This window comes from Actinacidiphila guanduensis, from assembly GCF_900103985.1.
In the GTDB taxonomy this organism is placed as follows: domain Bacteria; phylum Actinomycetota; class Actinomycetes; order Streptomycetales; family Streptomycetaceae; genus Actinacidiphila; species Actinacidiphila guanduensis.
On the sequence record NZ_FNIE01000008.1, the window covers coordinates 266,299 to 288,944 of the forward strand.

The 22,646-nt window shown below is 74.5% G+C and carries 18 protein-coding genes; 13 read left to right on the forward strand and 5 right to left on the reverse strand.

Features of this window, described 5'->3' with window-relative positions; translation table 11 throughout:
* Positions 1-8: 8 nt before the first annotated feature.
* The 5 genes from BLR33_RS19175 (at position 9) to BLR33_RS19195 (ending at position 5,741) form a co-directional block, all read left to right on the forward strand.
* Positions 9-1,280, forward strand: coding sequence for a hypothetical protein (locus tag BLR33_RS19175; RefSeq protein WP_093785739.1), 1,272 nt, complete (start codon positions 9-11; stop codon positions 1,278-1,280).
* A gap of 592 nt (positions 1,281-1,872) precedes the next feature.
* Complete coding sequence (locus tag BLR33_RS19180) at positions 1,873-2,679, forward strand: ABC transporter permease (RefSeq protein ID WP_143031716.1); 807 nt, start codon at positions 1,873-1,875, stop codon at positions 2,677-2,679.
* Entirely contained in the window at positions 2,679-3,575 is an 897-nt protein-coding gene (locus BLR33_RS19185) for an ABC transporter ATP-binding protein (protein ID WP_093785741.1), read from the forward strand. Before BLR33_RS19180 ends, BLR33_RS19185 begins: the two co-directional genes overlap by 1 nt.
* Positions 3,572-4,672, forward strand: coding sequence for an ABC transporter substrate-binding protein (locus tag BLR33_RS19190; protein ID WP_093785742.1), 1,101 nt, complete (start codon positions 3,572-3,574; stop codon positions 4,670-4,672). Before BLR33_RS19185 ends, BLR33_RS19190 begins: the two co-directional genes overlap by 4 nt.
* A 166-nt stretch (positions 4,673-4,838) precedes the next feature.
* A complete protein-coding gene (locus BLR33_RS19195) occupies positions 4,839-5,741 on the forward strand; it encodes an ABC transporter substrate-binding protein (RefSeq protein WP_093785743.1) in 903 nt (300 codons plus the stop codon).
* A gap of 428 nt (positions 5,742-6,169) precedes the next feature.
* Here the strand turns inward: BLR33_RS19195 and BLR33_RS19200 are convergent, their stop codons facing one another.
* From BLR33_RS19200 to BLR33_RS19210, 3 genes are all read right to left on the reverse strand, one after another.
* On the reverse strand, positions 6,170-7,846 hold the full coding sequence (locus BLR33_RS19200) for a bifunctional 3'-5' exonuclease/DNA polymerase (RefSeq protein ID WP_093785744.1): 1,677 nt from the start codon (positions 7,844-7,846) through the stop codon (positions 6,170-6,172).
* Positions 7,847-8,159: 313 nt separating this feature from the next.
* Positions 8,160-8,537 carry a thioredoxin gene (gene trxA / locus BLR33_RS19205; RefSeq protein WP_093785745.1) on the reverse strand — a complete coding sequence of 126 codons (378 nt, stop codon included), beginning with the start codon at positions 8,535-8,537 and terminating at the stop codon, positions 8,160-8,162.
* Positions 8,538-9,183: 646 nt separating this feature from the next.
* Positions 9,184-10,590, reverse strand: a complete 1,407-nt coding sequence (locus BLR33_RS19210; RefSeq protein ID WP_093785746.1) for a citrate/2-methylcitrate synthase — start codon at positions 10,588-10,590, stop codon at positions 9,184-9,186.
* A gap of 107 nt (positions 10,591-10,697) precedes the next feature.
* On the opposite strand from BLR33_RS19210, the gene BLR33_RS19215 reads away from it, so the two are divergent.
* The 5 genes from BLR33_RS19215 to BLR33_RS19235 all read left to right on the forward strand — a co-directional run bounded on the left by BLR33_RS19215 (position 10,698) and on the right by BLR33_RS19235 (position 16,346).
* Complete coding sequence (locus tag BLR33_RS19215) at positions 10,698-11,867, forward strand: citrate synthase/methylcitrate synthase (RefSeq protein ID WP_093785747.1); 1,170 nt, start codon at positions 10,698-10,700, stop codon at positions 11,865-11,867.
* Positions 11,868-11,933: 66 nt separating this feature from the next.
* Positions 11,934-12,887 carry a quinone oxidoreductase family protein gene (locus tag BLR33_RS19220; RefSeq protein WP_093785748.1) on the forward strand — a complete coding sequence of 318 codons (954 nt, stop codon included), beginning with the start codon at positions 11,934-11,936 and terminating at the stop codon, positions 12,885-12,887.
* A 226-nt stretch (positions 12,888-13,113) separates the two neighbouring features.
* Positions 13,114-14,016, forward strand: a complete 903-nt coding sequence (gene htpX, locus BLR33_RS19225; protein ID WP_093785749.1) for a zinc metalloprotease HtpX — start codon at positions 13,114-13,116, stop codon at positions 14,014-14,016.
* A complete protein-coding gene (gene pspAB, locus BLR33_RS19230; protein WP_093785750.1) occupies positions 14,016-14,573 on the forward strand; it encodes a PspA-associated protein PspAB in 558 nt (185 codons plus the stop codon). The genes htpX and pspAB overlap by 1 nt, the downstream gene beginning before the upstream one ends.
* 282 nt (positions 14,574-14,855) lie before the next feature.
* Positions 14,856-16,346, forward strand: a complete 1,491-nt coding sequence (locus BLR33_RS19235) for a hypothetical protein (RefSeq protein ID WP_093785751.1) — start codon at positions 14,856-14,858, stop codon at positions 16,344-16,346.
* A 136-nt stretch (positions 16,347-16,482) separates the two neighbouring features.
* Here the strand turns inward: BLR33_RS19235 and BLR33_RS19240 are convergent, their stop codons facing one another.
* Positions 16,483-16,923, reverse strand: a complete 441-nt coding sequence (locus BLR33_RS19240) for a nitroreductase family deazaflavin-dependent oxidoreductase (protein WP_093785752.1) — start codon at positions 16,921-16,923, stop codon at positions 16,483-16,485.
* Between the two features lie 136 nt (positions 16,924-17,059).
* Between BLR33_RS19240 and BLR33_RS19245 the strand changes: the two genes are divergently transcribed.
* From BLR33_RS19245 to BLR33_RS19255, 3 genes are all read left to right on the forward strand, one after another.
* Positions 17,060-18,223 (forward strand): CaiB/BaiF CoA transferase family protein, encoded by a 1,164-nt coding sequence (locus BLR33_RS19245; protein WP_245771511.1) that lies wholly within the window; start codon positions 17,060-17,062, stop codon positions 18,221-18,223.
* Positions 18,224-18,259: 36 nt separating this feature from the next.
* On the forward strand, positions 18,260-19,474 hold the full coding sequence (locus tag BLR33_RS19250; RefSeq protein ID WP_093785754.1) for an acetyl-CoA C-acetyltransferase: 1,215 nt from the start codon (positions 18,260-18,262) through the stop codon (positions 19,472-19,474).
* A gap of 93 nt (positions 19,475-19,567) precedes the next feature.
* A complete protein-coding gene (locus BLR33_RS19255) occupies positions 19,568-21,745 on the forward strand; it encodes a 3-hydroxyacyl-CoA dehydrogenase NAD-binding domain-containing protein (RefSeq protein WP_093785755.1) in 2,178 nt (725 codons plus the stop codon).
* Between the two features lie 65 nt (positions 21,746-21,810).
* Here the strand turns inward: BLR33_RS19255 and BLR33_RS19260 are convergent, their stop codons facing one another.
* Complete coding sequence (locus tag BLR33_RS19260; RefSeq protein ID WP_093785756.1) at positions 21,811-22,602, reverse strand: MerR family transcriptional regulator; 792 nt, start codon at positions 22,600-22,602, stop codon at positions 21,811-21,813.
* Positions 22,603-22,646: the final 44 nt, after the last annotated feature.

The following is a 22,646-nucleotide window of genomic DNA, read 5'->3' on the forward strand; positions in this document are numbered from 1 at the left end:
ATCACCACGTGGTGACGCTCGACGCGCCGGCGGCAGCGCTGCCGCGATGCCCCGTTCCGGGCCATGAGGACAGCAAGGTCGTCCTCGGCGGGCGCTACGGAAAGCCCGGCAGGCAGCGGCAGTTGTACGTGTGCAACAGGGCCAGGCCCGGCTCCGCGGCCCCCTCCCACCGCTTCACCGCGCCGCTCGCCCCCGCCGGCAGCTCCGTCCCGCGCGAGAGCGAGCCGCCCGGCACGCAGGAGCCGGGGCCCGACGCCGACGAGCTGCGCACCGCCCGCAAGTACCAGTTCACCGCCTACGACATCGCCTCCGGCCTGGTCGCCGTCAGCCGCGGCACCAGCTACGCCCAGGCGGGCGAGGCCGTACGGCAGCAGGCGGCCCGGCGCTGGGGCCCGAACGCCGAGCGCCCCCCGCGCCGCCACGGCACCCTCGTCTCGGACTGGGTCGAGGTCTACGCCGAGGCGCTCTGGCAGGCGCAGGCGCCCCACCGCGCCGACTGGCCCGGGACCGTCCTGGTCGGCGTCCTGCCGCTGACGACCGCTCAGCAGGGCCGCTCCGCACTGGTCTTCTCCGTCTTCGTCGCCATGGCCTACGGCGCCGACGGCCGGCCCGTGGTCTTCGCCATCGGCTCGGCGGCCGGTACCGGCGCCCGGCACTGGGCCGCCTTCCTGCGCGAGACCGCCCGCGGCCGGCAGGGCCGCCCGGCCCTGATCGTCGGCGACGGCTCGGCGGGCCTGGCCCGCGCGGTCGCCGAGGTCTGGCCGCAGGACGCGCCCGAGGTGTGGACCGGCGAGGCGGAACTGCGCGCCGAGGCCCGCCGCATCTGCCGCAGCCGGGGCCTGGACCGGCGCGGCCTGCGGCTGTGGGAACTGCTCCAGCGGGCCTGGCGCAGCCGCGAGGACTGGGACTGTTTCACCGCGGAGGCCGCCCGCTACCGGCTGCCCGAACTGGACGCCTGGCTCGCCTGGACAGCGCCCATGACGGTGCGTCAACTCGCCGCCCGGCAGCCCGGTGTGCACCGCTCGCGGCGCGCGGTCACCGCGGCACTCGCCGAGTTGGACACCCGCCTGGGCAAGCGCAGGGCCGCGTTCGGCAACCAGGCGCGGACCGACCGCCTGCTGCGGCTGATGGCGCTGGACATCGTCGGCCCGGCCCGGGTGCACGCGTGGACCGACCTGATCTGCGTCTGGCTGGAGCGCACGGGGGGCCGTCCGGCCAGCTCCCAGCGGAGCATCGCCGACCGCGGCGGGCGCTCGTCGCTGCGGGCGGGAGCGCGCTGAACTGCCGCTGAGGGCACGGTCGTTCGCTCTTGTACGCGGGTTTGTACGCGGGTTCACGCGGGGGCCGGTGGCCGTCCGCGCCGCGCCCTCGAACCGCCGCCGAGCGGCCCGGGCTCCGCCGCTGCGACACCCCTGTCCGCACGCCCGCCCCCGGCCCTTTCCCCCCTCGCCCCCCGCTCTTCCCCGTACACCTTCCGCCCGTGCTTCCGGCGCCGCCCGCACGTGACCTGCGGGCCCGTCTCCGTACTCCCGTGTATGTCAATGAAATGCGATGCATTGACAGTCCCGCGCGGGCTTGCGCATACTCGTGGCCATGACCTGCGCCGGAGACTTCCTGTCGCGGCGGCGGTACCTCGACTTCAGTCACTGCAACGGGGCCGTCTGTCGCTGAACGCGCACCGCCGCCCGCGGAGAACCGCGGGGCGGCACCCTTCCCGGCGCCCTCGCGCCGGTCGAACGCCCCACCCCGCCCCACGCCCGCGCTGCCGCACCCTTCGCCGTGGCGTGCGCCGGCCCCAGGAGCCCTCCGCGCAGCACCCCGCCGCGCCGGCGCGCGCTCCTCCCCGAACTCCCCCGAGCACTGGAGGAATCCGTGCCCGCTTCTGCCCTGACCAGAAGCATGCCCACCGGCCGCCGTCTGCGCAGACTCGCGGTGCCGCCCCTGTCCATCGCCGCCGGACTCGCGCTGTGGCAGGCGGCGATCAGCGTCTTCCACCCCAACAAGCTGGCCGTGGTGGGGCCTTGGGAGATCGCCCGGGACGCCCGGCGGCTGTTCGCGAACGGCACCCTGGGCGCCGACATCCGGCTCAGCCTGGTCCAGCTCCTGTGCGGGCTGGCCATCGCGGTGGTCGCCGGCACCGCGGCCGGCGTGCTGCTGGGCGCCAGCCGGTGGGTCGCCGGAGCGGTCGGCCCCTGGGTGACCGTGCTCTACACCATCCCCGTCATCGCGGTCGCGCCCCTGGTCATCGTCGCCCTCGGCTTCGGCGACGCCGCCAAGATCACCATCGTGGTGGCCGCCGCCTTCTTCCCGATCGCGATCAGCACCCAGGCGGGCGCGGCCGCCGTCACCGAAGGCGGGCTGCGCGACGTCACCCGCGCCTTCCGCGCCAACTCCCTCGAAACACTGTGGTACCTGACGCTGCCCGGCACTGCCCCGCACATCCTCACCGGGGTGCGCCTGGCCATCGGCCGCGCCCTGATCGCGCTGGTGGCCGCCGACCTGTTCGGCTCCACCTCCGGGCTCGGGTACCTCATCATCTCCGGCCAGCAGAACCTGGAGACCAGCGACGTCTACGTCGGCGTGGTCACCCTCAGCGTGATCGGCCTGGTGCTGACCGGCCTGGTCGGCTACGCCGAGCGCCGCATCACCGCGGCCCGCACCGCCCGGGCAGGTGCCTGATGGGCTCCGCGACGACCCCCGCCCGCGCGGCGACCGTCCACGACGCGCCCGACCCCGGCCGTCCCGTCATCGAGATCGCCGCCGCCCGCACCCACTACGCCACGCCCGCAGGTCCGCTGCCCGTCCTGGACGGCGTCGACCTGGCCGTACGGCCCGGCGAGGTCGTCGCCGTCGTCGGCCCCAGCGGCTGCGGCAAGACGACACTGCTGCGGGTGCTCCAGGGCCTGGCCCCGCTCGACTCCGGCGAGGTCGCGGTGCACGGCGCGGCCCCCGGCGGCGCCGCCGAGACCGGCTACGTCTTCCAGCAGCCCTCGCTGTTCCCCTGGTGGAACGTGCGCCGCAACATCGAGTTCGGGCTGAAGCTGCGCGCCCGCGGCCGCCGGACGAGCGCCGCCGAGCGCCGCGCGCAGGCGGACCGGCTACTGGAGATCGTCGGCCTCACCGGCTTCCACGACTTCCGCCCCGCCGCCCTGTCCGGCGGCATGCAGCAACGGGTCAACCTGGCCAGGGCACTTGCCATCGATCCCGCCGTCCTGCTGCTCGACGAGCCGTTCAGCGCGGTCGACACCCTCACCCGCGAGCGGCTGCAACGCGTGCTCTCCCGCACCCTGCACGCGCTCGGCACCGCCGCCGTGATCGTCACCCACGACATCCGCGAGGCGGTCTTCCTCGGCGATCGCGTCGCGGTGATGAGCGAGCGGCCCGGGCGCATCGTGGCCACGTTCACCGTCGACCACCCCCGGCCGCGCACCGAGGACTTCCAGCACGGCGAGCAACTCGCCGCCATCGCCGCGCGCGTCTACCGGCACCTGAAGGACGGCGACGAGCGCGCCCACGCCGAGCAGGCCGCGCCCGCCGCCGACGCACCCCACCCGGAGAAGAGAAGAGCCCGATGAGACACCGACGCAACCCGCCGCCCCGAACCGTACGCCGCGGCCTGCGCGCCCTTGCCGCCGCCGTGACGGCGATCCTCGCGGTGGTGCTCGCCGGGTGCGGCTCCTCCTCGGGCTCCTCCGCCGGCTCCACCGCGAAGGGTGCCACCACCCGCCTGACGGTGCCCGCCGGTTCGGTCTCGGCCTCGCAGGGCGCCTTCCAGTACACCGTCAAGCAGGGCTTCTTCGCGAAGAACGGACTGTCGGTCACCACGCCGCTGTCCGCCGAGGGCCAGCTCAAGGCGGCCTTCGTCGCGGGCTCGGTGCACTTCGACCAGCTCGCCGGCGGCGACGTCCTCGACCTGTACGCCAAGCACGTGGACATCAAGACGGTCGGCTGCGTGGCCACGAACACCGGCTACTACCTCTACGCCCGCAAGGGCACCACCTCGGTCGCCGCCCTGAAGGGCAAGAAGGTCGGCGTGCCCTCCCTCGGCGGCGCGCCCCAGGTCGCCATGGAGGCGTACCTGGTGAGCAAGGGCCTGCCCGCGGACTCCGTCACCTTCGTGCCGCTCGGCTCGATCCCCAATGTGCTGACCGCCCTGACCAGCGGCAAGATCGACAGCGGGCTGCTGTCCACGCCGTTCGACTTCCGCGCCGACAAGGCCGGCCTGCCCGACCTCGGCTACGCCACCGGCCCGCCCACCCCGTACGTCGTCGACGCCGCCTGGGCGAAGAAGAACCCCGCCACCGTCACCGCGATCCTCAAGAGCCTGGCCGAGGGCACCTGGTCCTACCAGACGCACAAGGACGACGCGATCAGCACCCTGGGCGGCTTCCTCGGCCTCGACCCCGCCAAGCCGGCCGACAAGGCGACGCTCAGCAAGAGCTACGACGCCTACCTACCGCCGATCCAGGCGCCGCCCGGCCGCTGCTCCGCCGCCTACTTCGCGCCCTACACCCGCTACCAGCCGGCCGGGCAGCAGCAGGCGCTGAAGAACCTGGCGCCGCTCATCGACAACTCCTACGTGGACGCCCTCGCCGAGCAGGGCTTCTACCAGGGGCTGCAGAAGACGTACGGGCTGCTGCCGAAGACCTCGGTCGCCGCGGTCCTGCGCTGAGACCGCGCGGTATCCGGCGCCCGGGCCCGTATCCGTGCCCGGAACCGCCGCCCGCGCCGGGGCCCGTACCCCGTCCGCGTATCCGAGTCCCCCACCGGCCGGCCGTCCGACCGGCCGCACACACCACCCCGCCACCGCACCCACCCAACCTGGAAGGGCCGCCACCATGGCACTGAAGAAACTCGTCAGCGAGACCTCCAGCCCGGTCTTCTCGCTCCCCTACTTCGTCGCCCGCGACGAGGGCTACTTCGCCGAGGAGGGACTTGAGGTCGACCTCGTCCGCAAGGGTCAGCGGGAAGCGGTCATCAAGCCGGTCGAGGACCACCACCTGATCTCGGCGTTCACCACCAAGTCCTCCTTCGAGGAGGGCGAGGCGTCGCTCTACCGCGCCTGCGAGTGGGGCCAGATCCGCCGCTCCTACGACAGCTCCCGCGGTGGCCAGGTGGTCAGCAAGCGCGCCGCCGTCGGCAGCCAGGCGATCTTCGTCCGGCCCGACGACCCGGCCAACCACCCGCAGGACCTGGCCAACCGCCCGGTCGCGGTCAACTTCCACCACGGCTCGCACTACATCGGCATCCAGACGCTGGAGGGCTTCCTGCGCAAGGAGGAGATCAACGTCGTGCACGTCGGCGGGCCGCGCGAGCGGTTCGAGGCGCTGCGCGACGGCAAGGTCGAGGCGGCGGCCGTCATGGAGCCTTGGATCACCGTGGCCGAGAAGCTCGGCTACAAGCTGATCGCCGAGGCGTTCTACGTCGGCGCCGAGATCGCCGACCCGAACCTCGACCCGGACACCTTCACCGCGATCCAGCGCGCGGTGATCAAGGCCGTGCACAAGATCAACCAGGACCCGCGGCCCTACCTGCACTACCTCATCGCCGACGTCCCCGAGGACATCGTCCACCTCGACCCCGCCGACTTCCGCCGCGACCGGCTGCGCTACGCCGAGCCGGCCCCCTACCCGGCGGAGGAGTTCCAGCGGACGTACGACTGGATGGTGGCCTGGGACCTCATCCCGGAGGACGCGGACTTCACCCAGATCGTCGACAACAGGCTCCAGTTGGCGATCTGACCCCTCGTACCCCTCCATCGCTCCTCTCCTCTCCGTTCCTTCCCCGTCCGTGGTTCCCAGCCCTCCCTTCCCTCCGGTCCCGTCCCCCCGTCCCCGCCTGGGGCCCGGCTGCTTCCCGGCAGCCGAGCCCCGGGCCAGGGTCCGCCGCCCGGGCCGGCGGCCGGGGTCCGGGCCTACCACCCCCGTCCGGGGCTCGGCCTGCCCCTCGGGTCGGAGCCCGGGCCTGCCGGAAGGGTCCTGGGCCCGGTCCCGCCACTCGGGTCCGGAGGCCGGGGCTCGGTCCCGCTACCTGGATCGGGGGCCGGTCCTGCCCTCCGGTCCCGAGGCCGGGACCGACACCAGGGTGCGTAATCCGCGCTCGCCCCGGACCGGCAGATCCCGCCGACTCCGGCGGCCTTGGTACGGCGCTGCACTCTGCGCGGCCGGCGCTACTTCGCCTCCACGTAGGACCTGACCGCGTGCGTCTCCAGCGGGAAAGGCACCGGGGTCGAGCCGAAGACCAGGCGGCGGGCCTCGTCGCCGGCCGCGCCGACGGCCTCCTCGACAGCGGCGGCCAGCGGCTCGGGCGTGTGCACGATCACCTCGTCGTGCTGGAAGAACACCAGCCGCGGCTGCGGGCCTATCGCGGTCAGCCGGCGGCGCAGCGCCGCCAGCATGGCCAGCGCCCAGTCGGAAGCGCTCGCCTGGATCACGAAGTTGCGGGTGAAGCGGCCCCACGAGCGGGCGGCACGGCGGTCGGGGGAGGCGCCGTCAGCGGGGTCGGCCGTGTCGTCCAGGAGGCGGTCGAGCGAGGGCGCCGGGGAGGTGCGGCCCAACTGCGACCGGACCACCCCGCCCGCCTCCCCCGTGCGGGCCGCGGCCTCCACCAGGGCCAGCGCCGCCGGGAAGCGGCGCCGCATCACCGCGAGCAACTGGCCCGCCTCACCGCTGGTCTGACCGTACATCGCGGCGAGCAGGGCGATCTTCGCCCGCGGCCGGTCGCCGCCGAAGGCGTCGCGGGCCAGGCCCGCGTACAGGTCGCCGGCCGAGGCGGCCCTGGCCAGCCCGGCGTCCCCCGACATCGCCGCGAGCACCCGCGGCTCCAACTGCCCGGCGTCGGCGACCACCAGCCGATGCCCGGGATCGGCCACCACCGCGCCCCGCAGCAGTCGCGGGATCTGCAGCGCGCCGCCGCCCCGCGTCGCCCAGCGCCCCGAGACGACACCGCCCACCACGTACTCCGGCCGAAACCGCCCCTCGCGCACCCACGCCTCCCGCCACGCCCAGCCGTGCGCCGCGTGGATACGGGACAGCTCCTTGTAGCGCAGCAGCAGCGCGGCTGCCGGGTGGTCCACCTCCCGCAGCTCGTGCGAGCGGGTGGTGCGCAACTGGATGCCCAGGCGGGCGAAGGCGGGCAGCACCTGGGCGGGGGAGTCGGGGTTGACCGGGCGGCCGAGTGCGGCCTGGACCTGCGCGGCGAGCTCCGAGAGCAGCGCGGGGCGGGCGCCGCCGGCCGGGCGGGGACCGAGCAGACCGGTCAGCAACTCGTCGTGCACCTCGGCGCTCCACGGCAGGCCGTCGCGTCCCATCTCCACGGCGGCGAGCGCCCCGGCGGACTCGGCGGCGGCCAGCAGCCGCATCCGGTCGGGGTGCTCGCGGACCGCGATTCGCCGCCGCTGCTCGGCGTGGACGGCGAGCAGCACCTCCAACGGGTCCGCGCCGGGCGGAAGCTGGTGCCGGTCGGCGGCGAAGAGCACCGGCTGGTCCTCGACGCCGGGCTCGGGCGCGTCCGCCGGCTCGGGCAGCCCGTTCAGCCGGGCCCAGGCCGCGCCGAGCGAGCGCGGCCGCCCGAACCGCCCCTCCGCGGCCAGCAGCAGCGATTCCACCAGCTTCACGTCGTAGCAGCGCGCGAGCCGCACCCCCGAGCGTTCCAGCAGCCGCGGGTAGATCTCGTCCGCGGCCGCCCAGACCCAGCGCGGCGCGTCCTGCTGCTCCAGCCGGGCCACCTCCGCCGCCAGGTCGGGCACAGCGACGGCCGGCGCGGCGGGCCGCCCGTCGGGCCCGACCGCGCACAGCCGACCCCCGGTACCCACCGGGTCGGCGACGACGGCGATTTCGTTCTCCACACCCCGACCATAGGCCCGACCGCGGACATCGCGATCGAGTTATCCACAGGGCAGAGCCGGCCAAGCCAGGCCAGGCCGGTCAGCCCGCGGCAGACCGGGCCGGGCAGCCCCCGGCGGGGAGGCCGAGGCCGGCCGGGCGGCGGCCGGTGATCGGACCGGCCCGCGGGGGGAAACCGCCCGCGCGGGCGGGAGCGTGCATGCGGGCGCTGCCGCGGCCGGGAGAATTCGCGCGCGGAAAGGAAAACGGGGCGCCACCGCTGTGACGCGGGGGCGCCCCGTGGGGACGGGGGGAGGAGCCGGAGCGGGCCGGTCTTCAGCCGGCGGAGCCGGACGACTGGGCGTCGGCGACGGCCTTGTGCACCTGTTCCATGTCCAGCGCGCGGGCCTGGGCGATCACGTCCTCCAGCGCGGGCTCCGGCAGGGCACCCGGCTGCGCGAAGACGGCCACCTTGTCCCGCACGATCATCAGCGTCGGGATCGACTGGATCTGGAACGCGGCCGCGAGCTCGGGCTGCGCCTCCGTGTCGACCTTCGCGAAGACGAGATCGCCGTGCTTCTCGGACGCCTTGTTGTAGACCGGCGCGAACATCCGGCACGGCCCGCACCAGTCGGCCCAGAAGTCGATGAGGACGAAGTCGTTGGAGGACACGACCTCGTCGAAGTTCTCCTTGGTCAGCTCGAGAGTGCTCATACCACGCTCAACGGGCGGCACGCACCGGAAATTCCGCCCGGCCACGCGCGCTGTCCCGCCTCCCGGACCGGCGGGACACGCCCGGCTCCGGGGGTGTCACTCGTTCGTGTGCCGAGCCGTTCGGTCCAGTGGCGCGGCCGGTCCCGCCCTCGTTGACCGCATATGGCAGCAACGAAATGGATTCGCCAGGACGTCACGTTCAGTGGCAGCTCAGCCTCCTCGGGACGCGATTCCCGTGGCGTAACGGTTCTGCAGAGCCCGGACGCCCCCTTGTTCACCGAACTGGTCGCGCAGTGGCAGTCGGCGGGACGGATGGTGCCGGGCCAGACCGACAGCGAGTGGGTGGAGCTGGTGGGCCGGGTGCCGCGGCTGACGAGCGTGTGACAGCGGCTTGAGGCCGGTCCCGGGGTGCAGATCCGCACCGCGGGAACCGGACCTGTGACAAGGCCCGGCATCGCGGGTGCCGGGCCGGACCGCCGCTGCCGAAGCGGGGTGCCGTTCGTCCTACGGTCGTACCTACCAGGTGCCACGGGCCCGTCGTCCCGCCCCGCTGCGATGCCGTACGGCCACCGGCCGGGCCACGCGGGAGGTCGGCCCACCGGTACGCCTGCGAAACCCCACCGTGGCGTACCCGAAGCCGTCCCGCTCAGACGCCGGGCAGCGGCCGCCCGGGGCGCGGACCGTCGTAAGCGCCCACCGGCCGCATCCGCAGCGGCCGCTCCCCGTACTCCTCCATCGCGTGCGCGATCCACCCCGCCGTGCGGGCCACCGAGAAGACGGTCTCGCCCGCCTCGGCGGGCATGGCGTGGGAGACGGAAAGTACGGCCAGCGCAAGATCGACGTTGGCGTGCAGGTCGTCGTGGCGGGCGGCGGCCGTCGCGACGACCTCGCGGGCCGCAGCGAGCGCGCCGGCGGCCGCGGACACGTCGTCCAGCAGGTCGAACAGGGCGGCCGCGCGAGGGTCCTCGCCACGGTAGAGGCGGTGGCCGAGCCCCGGGATGCGCTGCCCCGCCCGCAGGTACTCCGCGACGACCGGCCCCGCGCCCCGCTCCTCCACCGCGGCGAGCATCCGGTGCGCCAGGGCGCTGGCCTGGCCGTGCAATGGTCCGTCGAGCGCGCCGAGCCCCGCCGAGACCACCGCGTAAGGGTGCGCCCGTGCCGAGGCGGCCACCCTTGCGGCGAGCGTCGAGGCGGCGAGGTCGTGGTCGGCGAGCAGACCGAGCGCGGCGTCCAGGACGCGCAGCGCCGCCTCCTCGGCGGGCGCCGCGGTGAGCCGCGGCCACAGACGGTGGGCGAGAGCAGCGGGCCTGGTGTCGCCTGCGCGACCCGCGTCCATTGCGCCGGGGCTGTGCGCCCGCCTCTCGGCGTCCAGGTGCCCGTCTCCGCCCGCGCCCATGGCGGCGGGTTGCTCTGGGGCATCCCTGGGCGCTGTCGCGTGCTCGCCGCCTTGGGCGCTGGCCAGGGGAAGCGCGTCGACGAGGGTGGGCACCAGGCCGCGGGCGGTGGCCCGTACCGCCTCGGGGGACAGGTCGAACCGCAACGGGTCGGCGCTGGCCGCCGCGATGACAGCCACCCGGAGCCGGTCCATCGGGCCGCTCCCCTCGGGGAGCGAGGCGGCCGCCGCACGGGCGGCGGCGAGCGGCGCCGGGGGAGCGGTGAAGCGCGCCCCGCGGCGCAGCTCACCCGTCCACAGCCACTCGGCGACCTCCTCGTACCCGTACGCCCGGGCGAGGGCCACCGCGTCCACACCGCGGAAGAAGTACCGGTCGCCCTCGATCAGCGTGATGCCGGTGCGCACCCTGCCCCAGCCACCCTCGCGCGTGCCGTCCGCCACGTTCTGCGGTTCCGCGGAGGCGGGGCGCCCGCGGCGGGCCAGGGCGGCCACCTCGCCGGGGTCGAAGGTGCTGCCCCGCCCACCGGCCGCCCGGCGGCTGCCGAGCAGGCCGCGGCTGACATACGCGTACAGCGTCTCGGGCTTCACGCCGAGCCGCCGCGCGGCCTCCTTGGTGCCGATGCGGCCCTCGTCGCCGTCCCCGCCCGCCTGCTCCGTCATGGGTTCACCGTATCCGCTGCCGCCGATCCATCAACGTTGATTTCAATCAATATTGACACACTCGAATCAATCATGAACAGTCGAATCAACATCCAAGGAGGAAGACCATGCCGACCACCGAGCCCACCGCCCCCATCGAGGTACCGCGCGGCCTGAAGGGCGTGATCGTCACCGAGACGACCCTCGGCGACGTACGGGGGAGCGAAGGCTTCTACCACTACCGGGAGTTCTCGGCTGTCGACCTGGCCGAGACCCGGACCTTCGAGGACGTCTGGCACCTGATGTTCCACGGCACCCTCCCCGACGCCGGGCAGCTCGACGCCTTCAGGGAGCGCACCGCCGCCCTGCGGAAGCTGCCCGCGGAGGTGGCCGCGGCCCTGCCGTCGATCGCGCGGGCCACCGCCTTGTCCGGCCCGCTCGCCGGCCTGCGTACCGCCCTCTCGCTCGCGGGGGCCGCCGCCGGCTTCCGCCCGCTCTACGACATCGACCCCGAGCGGCGCCGGGCCGACGCCCTTGCCGCGTGCGCCATGGTGCCCACCCTGCTGACCGCGCTGCACCGGCTCGGCCAGGGGCTGGAACCCGTGGAGCCGCGTGACGACCTGCCCTATGCGGCGAACTACCTCTACATGCTGACCGGGCAGGAGCCCGACCCGGACAAGGCGAGCGCCGTCGAGAGCTACCTGATCTCCACCGTGGACCACGGCTTCAATGCCTCGACCTTCACCGCCCGGGTGATCGCTTCCACGGGTGCGGACCTCGCGGCCTGCCTGGTCGGTGCCGTCGGCGCCCTGTCCGGCCCACTGCACGGCGGCGCTCCCAGCCGCGCCCTGGACACCCTGGACGCCATCGGCACGCCCGACCGCATCGACGCCTGGCTGCGCGAGCACATCCTGGCCGGCGAACGGATCATGGGCTTCGGCCACCCCGTCTACCGCACCGAGGACCCCCGCTCCCGCATGCTCAAGGGCATCGCCCGCAGCTTCGGCGGCGACCTGGTGGACTTCGCGACCGCCGTCGAGGAGCGGGCCGAGGCCCTGCTCGCCGAACTCAAACCGGGCCGCGAGCTGCACGTCAACGTGGAGTTCTACGCCGGCGTGGTGATGGAGCTGTGCGGGCTGCCGCGGGAGATGTTCACGCCCACCTTCGCCGCCGCCAGGGTCGTCGGCTGGAGCGCCAACATCCTGGAACAGGCCGAGGACAGCAAGATCATCCGGCCGCAGGCCCGCTATGTGGGCCCCGAGCCCAAGGCCGCGCGTCACATACCGACCAGTCGGTAATAACGGTAGTCTCTGCGCCAGGGCCTCGCCGCAGGGCGGGGCCACCGGCCCGGAGGAGTGGGGAACGTGCGCGCTGTCCAGATCACCGAGTTCGGCGGACCCGAGGTCCTGCGCCTGACCGACCTGCCCGACCCGGTGCCGGGCCCCGGTGAACTCCTGGTCGAGGTGGACTCCGCCGGCGTCAACTACGCCGACACCCACACCGTGGAGAACAGCTACCTCAGCCGCGCCACCCTCCCCCTGGTGCCCGGCGCGGAGGTCGCCGGCCGCACCCCGCAGGGCCGCCGGGTGGTCGCCCTCAGTGGATCGGGCGGCTACGCGGAGAAGGCCGTCGTGCCCGAAGCCCTGACCCACGACCTGCCCGACTCCATCACCGACGGCCAGGCGCTCGCCCTGATCGTCCAGGGCCTGACCGGGTGGCACCTGCTGCGTACCGTCGGCCGGCTTGCCCCCGGCGAGAGCGTCGTGGTGCACGCGGCCGCCGGCGGCACCGGCTCCCTGGCCGTCCAGCTCGCCAAGGAGTACGGCGCGGGGCGGGTGATCGCCACCGCGTCCACCAAGGAGAAGCGCGACCTCGCCCTGGAACTCGGCGCCGACGTCGCCGTCGACTCCGACCCCGAGGGCCTCACCGAGCGCCTGATCGAGGCGAACGGCGGCCACCGGACCGACCTCGTGCTGGAGATGACCGGCGGGCCCGTCTTCGACGCCTCCCTCGCCGCCCTGGCTCCCTTCGGCCGCCTGGTCACCTACGGCATGGCCTCGCGCACACCCGCCACCCCTGTGGCGCCCGCCCGCCTCATGGCCCGCTCCCACGCCGTCATCGGCTTCTGGCTCGTCCACTGCGTGCGCCGCCCCGGCATGTTCCACGAGCCGCTGGACGACCTGCTCGCCATGACCTCCGCCGGCCGGCTGCGCCCCCTGCTCGGCGCCGTCCACCCCCTGGCCGACGCCGCCCGCGCCCACGAGGACCTGCGGGCCCGCCGCACCACGGGCAAGCTGGTCCTCGACGTCAGGGCCTGACCGGACCACACTGGACCTGCCGCCCGCCCCGGCGGCTGCGGCCGACATCACACCACCGGCGGAGCCGCGCGGAACCCCGCGGCACCTCCGGAACGTTGCATCGTTGGGCAAGCAGCCGGACGGACGGCACCACCGGCCGGCGGCGGCTTTCCCACCGCTCCAGCCACAACGCAGTACGCCGGGCCGTGGACTGGCGACCCGCGCCCCGTACGACTCGGGAGGGGCCATGCAACACAACCGCTTCGCACCCGACCGGGGACTGACGACCCGCATGGTCGTCACCATGTTCCTGATCGGACTGCTCTACGTCGTCTTCGTGGGCGCGCTCCTCGCCCTGCTGCGCGGCTCCTGGCCGCTCATCCTCATCATCGCCGGAGCGCTCTTCGTCGCGCAGTTCTGGTTCAGCGACAAGATCGCCGCCTTCAGCATGGGCGCCCGCGAGGTCACCCCGGAGCAGGCCCCCGAGCTGCACGGCGTGGTGGACCGCATCTGCGCCCTGGGCGACCTGCCCAAACCCCGCGTCGCCATCGCCGACTCCGACGTGCCCAACGCGTTCGCCACCGGGCGCAACAAGAAGAACACCATGGTGTGCGCCACCACCGGCCTGCTGCGCCGCCTGGAGCCCGACGAGCTGGAGGGCGTCATCGCCCACGAGCTGTCGCACGTGGCCCACAAGGACGTCGCCGTCATGACGATCGCCTCGTTCCTGGGCGTCCTGGCCGGCGTCATCACCCGCATCGGCCTGTGGGGCGGCTTCCGCCGCGACAACCGCGACCCCAACGCGGCGATCATCGCCCTGGTCGTCCCCCTGGTCAGCGCCCTGATCTACGTGATCAGCTTCCTGCTCACCCGGATGCTGTCCCGGTACAGGGAGCTGTCGGCCGACCGCGCCGCCGCCTACCTCACCGGCCGCCCCTCCTCGCTCGCCTCCGCGCTCACCAAGGTCAGCGGCCAGATCGCCGCCATCCCCACCGAGGACCTGCGCCGCTCCCAGCCGTTCAACGCCTTCTTCTTCGCCCCCGCCCTGAGCGCCGGCGCCGCCGCCTCCAAGCTGCTGTCCACCCACCCCACCCTGGAGCGCCGGCTGGAGCAGCTGGGCCGGATCACCCGCGAACTGGACCGCCGCTGATGGGCCTGCTCGACGTGCTGCTCGGTCGCTCCAAGCCGGTCCGGCCCGACCTCGACCAGCTCTTCGGCCTCACCTCGGCCGCCATCACCCTGGAGGCGGCCGGCGAGCTGCGCCCCACCGGCCTCGGCTCGGTGTGCTTCGCCGCCGTCGAGGGCGGCGCCTTCGCCGAGATCCAGCAGGACCTGCACGCCCTGCTTCCCCTGGAGGCGAGTCAGGACTCCTACGGCTACTCCTGGCTGCTCTCCCGCCACCGGCCGGAAGAGGTCACCGACCTCGTCACGGATCTCCACGCCGTCAACTCCGCGCTGGAGGAGCACGGCTTCGGCCCGCAGCTCCTGTGCTCCCTCGTCGGCTTCAAGGACCCCGCGGGCCGCACCCTCGCCCTCGTCTACCTCTACAAGCGCGGCACCTTCTACCCCTTCTGCCCGCTGCCCGGGGAGAAGCGCGACAGCGCACTGGAACTCCAGGTCAAGGCCCTCGTCGCCGACGACCTGCGGCTGGAGCAGGACCTGTCGCGCTGGTTCCCCGTCTGGGGCGCGCCCGGGCTCACCGACTGAGCCCCGGCGCCGCGGCGCACCCGGCCTGCCTCGGCCTCCCTCGAGCTCCGCATATCCCGAACACCCTTTTCCCGAGCGCCCGTTCGGGACCGGTCCGGGCTCGCCTGCCCGCTCTGGTCCCGTATCGTTACCGGAGTCCGGGACGGCCGAGTTCCGGCCGGGCCGCCGTGCGGGCTGCTGCCCGCCGGGCTCCATGGGCCGGACAGCAGGAGACCGGAAGCGCGGCCGCGCCATGAGGGACGCCGTGCGCCGGCCGGGCGAACGCAATGGGGACCGGGGCGAATGGACGACACCAACGTGGCACGCGACAGGCCGGCCCCTGCCGCCACCCACCCGCTGGCCCACGTGCGCCGCGCGCACGGCTGGAGCTACCAGGACCTCGCCCGCGTGATCGCCGAGCACGCCCGCGCCCTGGGCGTGCCCATGGCCGCGCGCCGGGAGAAGGTCTGGCGCTGGGAGCACTGGGGCGTCATCCCCGAGGCCGACAGCCAGCGCGCCCTGGCCCGCGCCCTGGGCATCTCGCCACGCGAAATCGAACGGCACCCCTGGCCGCGCTGGCTGCCCGCCCACGGCACCGTCCCCGACGGCCTGCCCTGGACGCCCGAGGGCAGCCGCACAGCCCTGGGCACCCTGCTCGACGAGGCACCCGTCCCCGGCGACTTCCCCGCCGCCGAGGGCAGTGCGCTGAAGGACATCGTTGCCGACTGGGACGCCGCCATGGCCGCGTCCGCCGACCCGGCCCCCGGGGGCCACGTTCCTGCGGGCGTACCGGTGCCCGCGCAGCGGCCCGAAGTCGCCCCGCGCGCCCGCGGCCCGCGCCCGTCGTCATCCGCGCCTGCCGCCCATTACGCCGCCCAGGCGCCTGGTGCGCGCCCCCTGGCCTCCAGGGTGCCCGAGCAGGCCGGCGCCCCGGGTGCCGTGGACCGGCCGCTGCTGGAGTGGCTGGAGGCCGGGGTGCTCGGTCTGCGGCAGCTGGACGACCGCTTCGGCGGCGCCGCCGTACGCCACCGCGTCGACGCCGACCTGCGGGTCGTGGCCGCGATGCTGGACCGCCGGCTCCAGCCGCCGGCCGTCGAGCGCCGCCTGCTGCGCACCGCGGCAGACCTCGCCCAGCTCGCCGGCCGGGCCGCGGCCGAGACCGGCTGCCACGCGAGCGCCCAGCGCTGCTTCCTGACCGGCCTGCGCCTCGCCCACGCCTGCGGCGACCGGGCGCTGGCCGTCGCCCTGTGGGGCAGCCTGTCGCTCCAGGCGGTCGTCTCCGGTCGCGCCGAGGACGGCGCCATCGCGGCCGAGGCGGCGGTGCGGGCGGCCGGCGGCACCCCGGCGCGGGTGCGGGCCCTGGCCGCCTCCCGGCTCGCCCGCGCCCACGCGGCACTGGGCGCCGAGGGCGCCTTCCGCCGGGCCGCCGCCGAGGCGGAGCGGCAACTGGCCGCGGCCGGCAGCGAGCCGGGGCCGGCCTGGCTGTACCGGATGGACCGCGCGGAGCTGACCGCGCAGACGGGCCTGGCCCTGCTCGACCTCGGCCTGCCCCACGAGGCCCGCACGCGGCTCGACACCGCCCTGGCCGCCATCGACCCGGCCCGGGTGCGGGACCGGGCGCTGTACTCCGCGCGGACCGCCCACGCGCACGCGCTCACCGGCGACCAGGACGGCGCCCGCACCCTCGCGCGCGAGGCGGCCCGCCTCTCGCGCCACTGCTCCAGCTCGAACCTGCGGCAGGCCCTCGCCCCCCTGGCGCCCTTCCTCACCAGCGACCGTCCGGTGGAGCGGTAGCGCGTCGGGCACCCAGGGCACGCGGCTGCCCGGGCGCAATGGGCGCGTGCCAGGGGGCCGCACCGTCTGCCGCACATGCCCCATGCGCAAGGGGCGCCCGCCACAGCGGCGCGCCCCTTACCGGTACGTCAGGCGGTCAGACGCGGCGGAGCCGCACCACCGGGATGTCGCGCTCGGTCTTCTCCTGGTACTCGGCGTACGGCGGGTAGACCTCCACCATGGTCGGCCACACCCGGGCCTTCTCCTGCGGCGGAAGCACCTCGGCACGCGCTTCGAACCGCTCGGTGCCGACCCGCAGGTGGACCTGCGGGTTGTCCCGGATGTTCAGGAACCACAACGGGTGGTCGTCGGCGCCGCCCTTGGAGGCCACCACCAGGTAGTCCTCGCCGTCCCGGCCGTAGATCAGGACCGTGCGGTGCCACTGCCCGCTGCGCCGCCCGAGGTAGTCGAGCAGCAGGCAGGGCGAGCCCTTCAGGTCGGTGCCCTCGGTGCCGCCGGATTCCTCGTACCGCTTGGCCTGCTCGGCCACCCATCCGGTCGGGCTGATCCTGACGTCGGCCGGGTCGTACGCACTCATGCCGGATCCCTCCAGGAAGTTCGGACTGCAATGCCTCCACCCTAGGTTCCCCGGCGTCCGGACCGGCGCCCGGCCCGCTGAGCGAGCGCTCAGTCAGCCCTTGCCAAGACTGGAACACGTTCTTAGCATCGCGGATGTGACATCAGGGCTGTCAAACCCGGTACCCGGCACGGCGGTTCCCGCGACCGGCCCGCTGGCGGGCGTGCGCGTCCTGGAACTGGCGGGTATCGGCCCCGGCCCGTTCGCGGCCATGCTCCTGGCCGACCTCGGCGCCGATGTCGTACGCGTCGACCGGCCCGGCGGCCCCGGCCTCGGCATCGACCCGGCGGCCGACGTCACCAACCGCAACAAGCGCTCCGTCCTGCTCGACCTCAAGTCGCCCGGCGGCCCCGCCGCCCTCCTGGACCTCGCCGAGCGCGCCGACATCCTGATCGAGGGCTACCGCCCCGGCGTCGCCGAGCGCCTGGGCATCGGGCCGGAGGACTGCCTGGCCCGCAACCCCCGCCTGGTGTACGGAAGGATGACCGGCTGGGGCCAGGACGGCCCCCTCGCGCACACCGCGGGCCACGACATCGGCTACGTCGCCGTCACCGGCGCCCTCGACCTGGCCGGCCCCGCCGGCACCCCGCCGAGCCCCCCGGCCAACCTCCTGGGCGACTACGCGGGCGGCAGCCTCTACCTCGTCGCCGGCGTCCTGGCCGCCCTCCACCACGCCCGCGAGCACGGCAGCGGCCAGGTCGTCGACGCCGCCGTCGTGGACGGCACCGCCCACCTGACCGCCATGGTGCACGGCATGCGCGCCGCGGGCGCCTGGCCCGGCCCCCGGGGCACCAACCTCCTCGACGGCGGCGCGCCCTTCTACGGCGTCTACCCGACCGCCGACGGCGGCCACATGGCCGTCGGTGCCCTGGAGCAGCGCTTCTACGACCAGTTCGCCACTCTTCTGGGCCTGCCGGAGCAGACCGCCGCCCTGCGCGCCGACCCCGCCCGCTGGCCCGAACTGCGCGCCGCGGTCGCCGCGCGCTTCCGTACCCGCACCCGCGAGGAGTGGACGGCCGTCTTCGACGGCACCGACGCCTGCACCGCTCCCGTCCTGACACTCGCCGAGGCGCCCTCCCACCCGCACCTGGCCGCCCGTGCCACGCTTGCCGTACACGGCGGGATCGTCCAGCCCGCCCCCGCACCGCGCTTCTCCGCCACCCCCGCCACCGTGCGCCGCCCGCCGGCCCGGCCCGGCGCCGACACCGCGGAGGTGGCCCGCGACTGGGACGCCCCCGCCCTGACCCGCACCACCGGCTGACGGCCCACCCGCCGACCCCGACCGAAAGGCACGACGTTGAGCACCGACGCCTACGTCTACGACGCCGTACGCACCCCCCGCGGGCGCGGCAAGGCCAGCGGCGCCCTGCACGGCACCAAGCCGATCGACCTCGTGGTCGGCCTCATCCACGAACTGCGCCGCCGCTTCCCCGGCCTGGACCCCGCGGCGATCGACGACATCGTGCTCGGCGTGGTCAGCCCCATCGGCGACCAGGGCTCCGACATCGCCCGCATCGCCGCCCTTGCGGCGGGCCTGCCCGACACCGTGGCCGGCGTCCAGGAGAACCGCTTCTGCGCCTCGGGCCTGGAGGCGGTCAACCTGGCCGCCATGAAGGTCCGCTCCGGCTGGGAGGACCTGGTGCTGGCCGGCGGGGTGGAGTCCATGTCGCGGGTGGCCATGGGCTCCGACGGCGGCGCCTGGGCGATGGACCCCATGACCTCCTACGAGACCGGCTTCGTCCCCCAGGGCGTCGGGGCCGACCTGATCGCCACCATGGGCGGCTGGACCCGCCACGACGTCGACACCTACGCCGCCATGTCCCAGGAACGCGCCGCGGAGGCGTGGAAGGAGGGCCGCTTCGACCGCTCGGTGGTCCCCGTCGTGGACCGCAACGGCCTGACTGTCCTGGACCGCGACGAGCACATGCGGCCCGGCACCACCCCCGAGTCGCTGGCCGCCCTGAAGCCCTCGTTCGCCGCCATCGGCGAGGCCGGCGGCTTCGACGCCGTCGCCCTGCAGAAGTACCACTGGGTCGAGCGGATCGACCACGTGCACCACGCCGGCAACTCCTCGGGCATCGTGGACGGCGCCGCCCTGGTCGCGGTCGGCAGCCGCGAGGTCGGCGAGCGCTACGGCCTGACCCCGCGGGCCCGCATCGTCTCCGCCGCGGTCTCCGGCTCCGAGCCGACCATCATGCTCACCGGCCCCGCCCCCGCCTCCCGCAAGGCCCTGGCGAAGGCAGGCCTGACCATCGACGACATCGACCTGATCGAGATGAACGAGGCGTTCGCCGCGGTCGTGCTGCGCTTCGCCGCCGACATGGGCGTCAGCCTCGACAAGGTCAACGTCAACGGCGGCGCCATCGCCATGGGCCACCCCCTGGGCGCCACCGGGGCGATGCTCCTGGGCACCCTCATCGACGAGTTGGAGCGACGCGGGCAGCGCTACGGCCTGGCCACCTTGTGCGTCGGAGGCGGCATGGGCGTCGCCACTGTCGTCGAGCGCGTCTGACCGCCGCGCGCTCGCCCGAGCGCCGGCCGCAGACGCCACGGCCCACCGGCCGCCCACCCCGAGCCCGCACCGGACCAACGGAGCCTTCCCGCCATGAGCCAGTCCACCACCATCCGCTGGGAGCAGGACCCCGACGGCGTCGTCACCCTCGTCCTCGACGACCCGGGGCAGTCCGCGAACACCATGAACGCCGCCTTCGCCGACTCCCTGGACGCCACCGTCGACCGCCTGGAGGCCGAACGCGACGGCATCCGCGGCGTGATCGTCACCTCCGCGAAGAAGACCTTCTTCGCCGGGGGCGACCTGCGCGACCTCGTGCGGGCCACCCCGCAGGACGCCGAACGCGTCTTCGCCGGGTCCATGCGCGTCAAGCGCGGCCTGCGCCGCCTGGAGACCCTCGGCCGGCCCGTCGTCGCCGCCATCAACGGCGCGGCCCTCGGCGGCGGCTACGAGATCGCGCTCGCCTGCCACCACCGCGTCGCCCTCGACACCCCGGAGACGAAGATCGGCTGCCCCGAGGTGACCCTCGGCCTGCTGCCGGGCGGCGGGGGAGTGGTGCGCACCGTGCGGCTGCTCGGCATCGCCGACGCCCTGCTCAAGGTGCTCCTCCAAGGCCGCCAGTACGCTCCGCAGCGCGCCCTGGAGGCGGGCCTGATCGACGCGGTGGCCGCCGACCGGGGCGAACTGCTGGCACGCGCCCGCGCCTTCATCGACGCCAACCCCGAGGCGCGCCAGCCGTGGGACGCCCCCGGCTACAAGATCCCCGGCGGCACCCCCAAGAGCCCCGCCTTCGCCGCCAACCTGCCGGCCTTCCCCGCCAACCTCCGCAAGCAGCTCGCCGGCGCCCCCTTCCCGGCCCCCCGCGACATCCTCGCCGCAGCCGTCGAGAGCTCCCAGGTCGACATCGACACCGCCTTCGCCATCGAGGCCCGCTACTTCACGGAAGTCGCCTGCGGCCCGGTGGCCAAGAACATGATCCAGGCGTTCTTCTTCGACATGCAGGCCGTCAACTCCGGCGCGGGCCGCCCCAAGGACGTGCCCGCGCGCCAGGTGGCCAAGGTCGCCGTCCTGGGCGCCGGCATGATGGGCGCGGGCATCGCCTACTCCTGCGCCCGGGCCGGCATCCAGGTCGTGCTGAAGGACGTCACCCAGGAGGCGGCCGAGCGCGGCAAGGCGTACTCCGCGGGCCTGCTCGACAAGGCGCTCGCCAAGGGCCGCACCACCGCCGCCAAGCGCGAGGCGCTGCTCGCCCGGATCACGCCCACCGCCGCCCCGGCCGACCTCGCCGGCTGCGACGCCGTCATCGAGGCGGTCTTCGAGGACGCCACCCTGAAGCACAAGGTGTTCCAGGAGATCGAGTCCGTCGTCGCCCCCGACGCGCTGCTGTGCACCAACACCTCCACCCTGCCGATCACCGCGCTCGCCGAAGGCGTCCAGCGGCAGGACGACTTCGTCGGCCTGCACTTCTTCTCGCCCGTCGACAAGATGCCGCTGGTGGAGATCATCCGCGGCCGGCGCACCGGCGACGAGGCGCTGGCCCGCGCCTTCGACCTGGTGCGGCAGATCCGCAAGACGCCGATCGTCGTCAACGACTCCCGCGGCTTCTTCACCTCCCGGGTCATCGGCCACTTCATCACCGAGGGCATCGCCATGGTGGGCGAGGGCATCCCGGCCGCGTCCGTCGAACAGGCCGCCGCCCAGGCGGGGTACCCGGCCAAGGTGCTCTCCCTGGTGGATGAGCTGACCCTGACCCTGCCGCGCAGGATCCGCGCCGAGGCCCGGGCCGCCGTGGAGGCCGCCGGCGGCACCTGGCAGGAGCACCCGGCCGACCGGGTCATCGACCGCATGGTCGACGGGTTCGGCCGCCCCGGCCGCAGCGGCGGCGCCGGTTTCTACGACTACGAGGACGGCCGCAGGACCCGGCTGTGGCCCGGCCTGAAGGAGCACTTCGAGCAGCCGGGCGTCCAGGGCGAGCAGATCCCCTTCCGCGACATGCAGGAGCGGATGCTCTTCGTCGAGGCCCTGGACTCCGTGCGCCTGCTGGAGGAGGGCGTCCTGACCTCCGTCGCCGACGCCAACGTCGGCTCCCTGCTGGGCATCGGCTTCCCCGCCTGGACCGGGGGAGTGCTGCAGTACATCAACGGCTACGAGGGCGGCCCGGCCGGCTTCGTCGCCCGCGCCCGGGAGCTGGCCGCCGCCTACGGCGAACGCTTCGAGCCGCCGGCGCTGCTGGTGGCCAAGGCGGAGCGGGGCGAGCGCTTCACGGACTGAGGCGGGCCGCCAGCAGAGCCGCACGGCGCCCTCCCACGGCCCGTCAGGAGCGCGGCGGGCGGGGCTCAGTCCCGCCCGCCGCGCTCCTCGTCCCGGGGCCGCTCAGGCCCGCCCTGCGGCTCCGGCTCGGCAGGCCAGGCCCGTATCTCCTCCGTCAGCGTCCGCTGGAAGACCGTCACCAGGGCCTGCACCACCAGCGGCTGCATCTGGCCCGACAGCGCCCGCACCTGCGACAGCGACTGCCGCTCGCCGGCGGCGTCGGGCTCGGAGACCTCCGCGCGGAAGATCCGGCCGATCTCCCTGGCCGCGGCCCGGGAGTGCTCCAGCATCACCTCCCTGGCGGCGAGGACCGCCTCCAGGGACAGCGGCATGCCCAGCAGCCGCACCCCCAGGTGCAGCGTGCCCGGGTCCACCCGGAAGACGTCGGGGTCCTGCGTGCGCTCCAGGACGTTCATCGCCACCAGGCGGTCCACGTCGGCCTCCTCCAGCGGCCGGCCCACCCGCGCCTCCAGCTTGGCCCGGTCGGTCTCCTCCACCCCCTCCGGCAGCCAGGACGCCACCAGCGCCCGGTGGATCGCGAGGTCGTGCGCGCTGATGTCGTCCGGCAGCTGCCTCATGTAGCGCTCGATGGCGGCCAGGGTGAGCCCGTGGTGCTGCAACTCCTCGATCAGCGCCAGCCGCGAGAGGTGCTCGGGCCCGTACCTGCCCACCCGGCGCGGCCCGATCACCGGCGGTGGCAGCAGCCCGCGGGCGCTGTAGAAGCGCACCGTGCGGACCGTCGTCCCGGCCCGCGCGGCCAGTTCGTCCACGGTGAGACCTGTCGGCACCCCAGCAGTATCACCGCTGTTCCGGGGCATGCGACAGCCCCGGCCGCCCGCTGCGGCCGATTCCCGGCCGATCC